The sequence below is a fragment of the Ideonella azotifigens genome (genome assembly GCF_021043325.1).
GTDB lineage: Bacteria > Pseudomonadota > Gammaproteobacteria > Burkholderiales > Burkholderiaceae_C > Ideonella > Ideonella azotifigens.
On the sequence record NZ_JAJNKD010000038.1, the window covers coordinates 1 to 4,412 of the forward strand.

6 protein-coding genes are annotated in these 4,412 nt (G+C 67.2%); 2 read left to right on the forward strand and 4 right to left on the reverse strand.

The features are described from left to right. From LRH25_RS32370 to LRH25_RS32385, 4 genes are all read right to left on the reverse strand, one after another. On the reverse strand, positions 1–190 hold a 190-nt coding region (locus LRH25_RS32370; protein WP_231013262.1), incomplete at its 3' end, for a hypothetical protein. Positions 191–319: 129 nt separating this feature from the next. After that, positions 320–976: a glutathione S-transferase family protein gene (locus tag LRH25_RS32375; RefSeq protein ID WP_141289907.1), complete on the reverse strand. Its 657-nt coding sequence runs from the start codon at positions 974–976 to the stop codon at positions 320–322. Positions 977–994: 18 nt separating this feature from the next. Continuing rightward, complete coding sequence (locus LRH25_RS32380; protein WP_141289908.1) at positions 995–1,645, reverse strand: DUF2238 domain-containing protein; 651 nt, start codon at positions 1,643–1,645, stop codon at positions 995–997. After that, positions 1,642–2,412 (reverse strand): SDR family NAD(P)-dependent oxidoreductase, encoded by a 771-nt coding sequence (locus tag LRH25_RS32385; protein ID WP_141289909.1) that lies wholly within the window; start codon positions 2,410–2,412, stop codon positions 1,642–1,644. The genes LRH25_RS32380 and LRH25_RS32385 overlap by 4 nt, the downstream gene beginning before the upstream one ends. A gap of 237 nt (positions 2,413–2,649) precedes the next feature. Between LRH25_RS32385 and LRH25_RS32390 the strand changes: the two genes are divergently transcribed. Beyond that, positions 2,650–3,810 carry a S53 family peptidase gene (locus tag LRH25_RS32390; protein ID WP_231013264.1) on the forward strand — a complete coding sequence of 387 codons (1,161 nt, stop codon included), beginning with the start codon at positions 2,650–2,652 and terminating at the stop codon, positions 3,808–3,810. A 191-nt stretch (positions 3,811–4,001) separates the two neighbouring features. Further along, positions 4,002–4,412 (forward strand): nuclear transport factor 2 family protein (locus LRH25_RS32395; protein ID WP_231013266.1); only part of this gene is annotated, 411 nt, incomplete at its 3' end.

Here is a 4,412-nt window from a genome sequence, read left to right on the forward strand (position 1 = left end):
TGAGGGCGGCTTCGTCTGCGGCCACCAGAGGGCTGGTGGCGATCAGGGGTTCCTCAAAGCCGGGGACGGCGCGGGGCAGGCCCACCGAGGGCGGTGTGTCGGCATGCGCGAGTTGAAAACCTGCGCCCAAGGTGAGCGCGACGCCAATGAGCAAGCGGCCAACCTTGCGCCAAACCGATGCGACTGCCATGCCCACCCTCCCGGATGCTTGATGTAACCGGCAAATTCTGCGCGCATCCATCCAGGCAAGCGAGCTGACCTCGTCCCGCAAGTTGGGGGTGTGTTAACCCTTGTCGCCTGATCTCGGTCTTGACACGAATCAGTCGTGTAACGGTGCTGGCTTCGGAAAATGCAGCTGGAAGATTTCGGCCACCAGCGGGTCGGCTTCAATGCGCTGCAGCAGCTCGGAAAATGCAGGCCTGTGCTGGTGCATCGCGCGGCGCGTGCCGGACCAGCGGCTCACCACCACCGCCAGGAAGTCCAGCGCGCCCGGCTGCGCGCCGCCGAGGAAAGGTTGGGTTGCGGCCAGCGGCATGAACTGGTCGGCGAACAGCGTCCAGTGATGATGCAATTGGGAACGGCTGCCGCGCCGCAGCGGCGCCTCGCCGTCCTTGAACCCGTCCAGCCAGCGCTCGGGGTAGTCGGTGATGCTGATGGCTGAATAGCAGTTGGCGGCGATGTAGACCAGGCCACGCACGGTCTGCGCGCGCTCGGCCGGCGTGCCAGGCAGCAGGCCGCTGCCCGGGTGTTCGAGGCCGAGCTGTATCAGGATCGCGGCGCTTTCGGTCATGACCGCGCCGCCTGGCAATCGCAGCGTCGGGATCTGCTGCAGCGGGTTGGCGGCGGCCAGTTGCTCGCGTGCGGACTCAGGCGCCCACGAGGCGGCGTTGACCAACTCGAAGGGCAGGGCACAACGGTGAAGCGCCAGCTCGACCGCGGCCGAACCGGAACCGGGGAAACCGAACAGGGTATGCACAGGCTGTCTCCTGATGGCTCAAGTCTTGAGGGGTGAAACCTGCCAGCGCGGTCCACGGGCGATCTGCCGGTCCTGCCAGCGGGAGAACAAGGCCAGCGCCAGCAGCGCGCCAATGAAGGCGCAGAACATGTCGGATTGCGTGTCCCAGATGTCGCCCTGGGATCCCAGGAACTCGTTGGCGCCCTGGCCCAGCGCGAGTGCCGCGGCCCATTCGATCAACTCGTACCACGCGCTGATGGCCATCGCCACGCACAGGCTGAGGAAGCCGGTCAGCCAGCGCCCGGCCGACACCCCACGCCGTATCAGCACCTCGCGTGCCACCAGCGCCGGCACCAGGCCCTGGGCGAGGTGGCCGATGCGGTCGTAAGGGTTGCGCTCGGTGCCCAGCAAGTCCTTCAGCCAGAAGCCCAGCGGCACGCGGGCATAGCTGTAGGCGCCGCCGTAGATCAGGATCAGGCAATGCACGGCGATCAGGCCCAGCAGCATCGGCGTGAACGGGCAGCGGCGGCGCAGCGCCCACAGCAGCGGCGCGGCAATGACGACCGGCGTCACTTCCAGCACCCAGGTGCCGCGGTCGAACGGCTGCCAGCCGGAGGCGACAAAGGCCAGGCCGACGAGGCTCCACAGCAGCGGCACGATCCACGGCACGGGTCGCAGGTCGCCGCTCATGCGCTGGCGTCTCGCACATCCGCCACCGGGTTGCCGCCGAAGTCCGGCCTGGCCAGGAAGGCCAACACCCGAGCCGCGGCGTCGGCCGGGCTGAGCAGCTGGCCGCCGGCCTTCAGTGCGACGAAGTTGGCGTGGTCAGGGAAAGCCGCGGGGTCGGCGGCGCGCAGCTGGTCCTGCATGCCGGTGTCGATCACGCCGGGCGCCAGCGAGACGACCTTGGCACCGTTGGGCTGCAGGGCTTCTTCCAACGCCAGCGCTCGGCTGAAATGGTCCATGCCGGCCTTGGCCGCGCAGTAGGAAGCGCTGCCGGCCATCGCGCGCCGGCCCAGCCCGGAAGAGATGTTCAGCAGCTTGCGCGGCACCGTCCAGCCGCGGGTGCCGCGCAGGAACATGGTGCTCATCACCATGGCCGCCTCCAGGCCCACGCGCAACACCTTGGCGGTGGCTGCAGGGTCGATGTCGGCCAGGGGCTGCAGCGGCGCGATCACGCCGGCGTTGTTGATCAAGGTGGCTTGGCTGAAACGGCCGGGTGCCTGCGCCTGCAGCCAGTCCAGCAGGGCCCAGCCGGCGGCCTCGGGCTCGGCCAGGTCATGGCGCCACTGCAGCAGCGTGGCGCCGCGGCTGGCGGCCAGTGCATCCAGCGCTTCGCTGTGCCGGCGCGAGATGCCGATCACGCAGTGGCCTTCTTGCAGGCACTGGGCGGCCATGGCCTCGCCCATGCCGCGAGAGCTGCCGGTCAGGATGGTCAACGGAAAAGGGTTTGACATAGGGGGATGAGGCGGTGAACTAGGGGCTGGAAGGCGGTTTGACAGGCTTTGGACAGCCTCAAAAACACTTGTTGTAGCAGCATCGGCCGCTTGGCGAATCAGGGGTCGATCCGACCCACGCCGCGGTGACATGCAGAGGGCCCTGAAGACGGGCGAACTCGGGCATTTGCCGCGGTCCTGACATGCTTTTTGTTTTTTCAGGAGTAGGTTTGTATGCGAGGAATCAGGCTCAGGATTTTGGGGGTCACCTTGACCGCCGCGGTGTTGCAGTTGCTGAGTGTCGGCGCGAGCGCGCAAGACCTCGGCAGCGCAGCGCGCAAGCTGGTGCACACGCGTGAGGCATGCAGCAGGGATGTGGCCGAAGGCCATGCGCGCTGCCATGCGCACATCGTGCTGGATCGCAATGGCGAAGACCTGGTCACGGCAGCGCCCAGCGGCCTGAGCCCGGCCAGCCTGCGCTCGGCCTACAAGATCACCGGCAACGGCAGCGCGGCCACCGTGATCGCGGTCGTGGACGCTTACCACTACGCCAATGCCGAAGCCGACCTGGCGGTCTACCGCTCGCAGTTCGGCCTGCCGGCCTGCACCAAGGCCAACGGCTGCTTCAAGCAGATCGACCAGAACGGCGGCACCAACTATCCGGGCACCAACAAGGGCTGGAACCAGGAAGCCGCGCTGGACCTGGACATGGTCAGCGCCATGTGCCCGTCCTGCAGCATCGTCTTCGTCGAAGCCACGTCGACCAGCTCGGCCAACCTGGCCAAGGCCGTCAACACCGCAGCCGCACTGCCTGGCGTGCGTGCCATCAGCAACAGCTACGGTGGCAGCGAGTCCGGCTCGACCAGCTATGAGTCGGCCTACGACCACCTGAACATCGCCGTGGTGGTGAGTTCGGGCGACAGCGGCTACGGCGTGCAGTTCCCGGCCTCTTCGCCGCACGTGATTGCCGTTGGCGGCACCTCGCTGAAGACCTCCACCAACAGCCGCGGCTGGGTCGAAACCGCCTGGAGCGGCGCCGGCAGCGGCTGCAGCACCGTCTACGCCAAGCCCTCGTGGCAGCTGGACACCGGCTGCGCCAAGCGCACCGTGGCCGACGTCTCCGCCGTGGCCGACCCGAACACCGGCGTGGCCGTGTATGCCCCGAAGAAGTTCGGCACCAAGTCCGGCTGGCAGGTCTACGGCGGCACCAGCGTCGCAGCCCCGGTCATCGCCGGCATCTACGGCGTCAACGGCGGCCCGGTCACCTACGGCTCCGACCCCTACAGCCACACCAACTCGATCTTCGACGTGACCTCCGGCAGCAACGGTTCCTGCGGTGGCAGCTACCTGTGCACTAGCGGCACCGGCTACGACGGCCCGACCGGCCTGGGCACGCCCAACGGCACGGCTGCGTTCTGATCTTTCACTGACCCGGATCGCCCCTGGTGGGCGACTTGGTCAAGTCTCGAAGGCGCCGCTTGCGGCGCCTTTTTTGCGTCTGTTCGCAGTAGATGCTTTGACAGCTGAACGGCAACGGCCCGGATAGACTGGCATTGCCGTCGCAGTGATTCACTCATGGGCACCGTGCGACCCCGAAGCCGTCATTTCCAATGCAGCATCTCGAACCATCTTTGCTTGGCCAGCTTCAGGCACTTGAAGTCGAACTGCACCAACCGGTGGTGCGCGGCGACGCCGCTCGCCTCGACGCATTGCTCCACGCGGAATTCCAGGAGTTCGGCCGCTCCGGCGCCGCCTATACAAAGGCCGACGTACTCTTGCGCCTGCCATCTGCAGCGCAGCATCCGCGCGTGGTGGCCAGCAACTTCCTGGTGCGACCTCTAGCTCCCGACGTCGCGTTGCTGACCTATCGCTCCGCGCACGCGCTGCCCGACGGAACGCTGCATCGCCATACCCTGCGATCCTCCATCTGGCAGCGCTCTGACCGTAAGCGGTCAATGAACCGCGTCCTTGCCCCTGCGGCAATGGCGAGGCAGGCGCCGCTCAGTCTGTGGTCAGGTCGA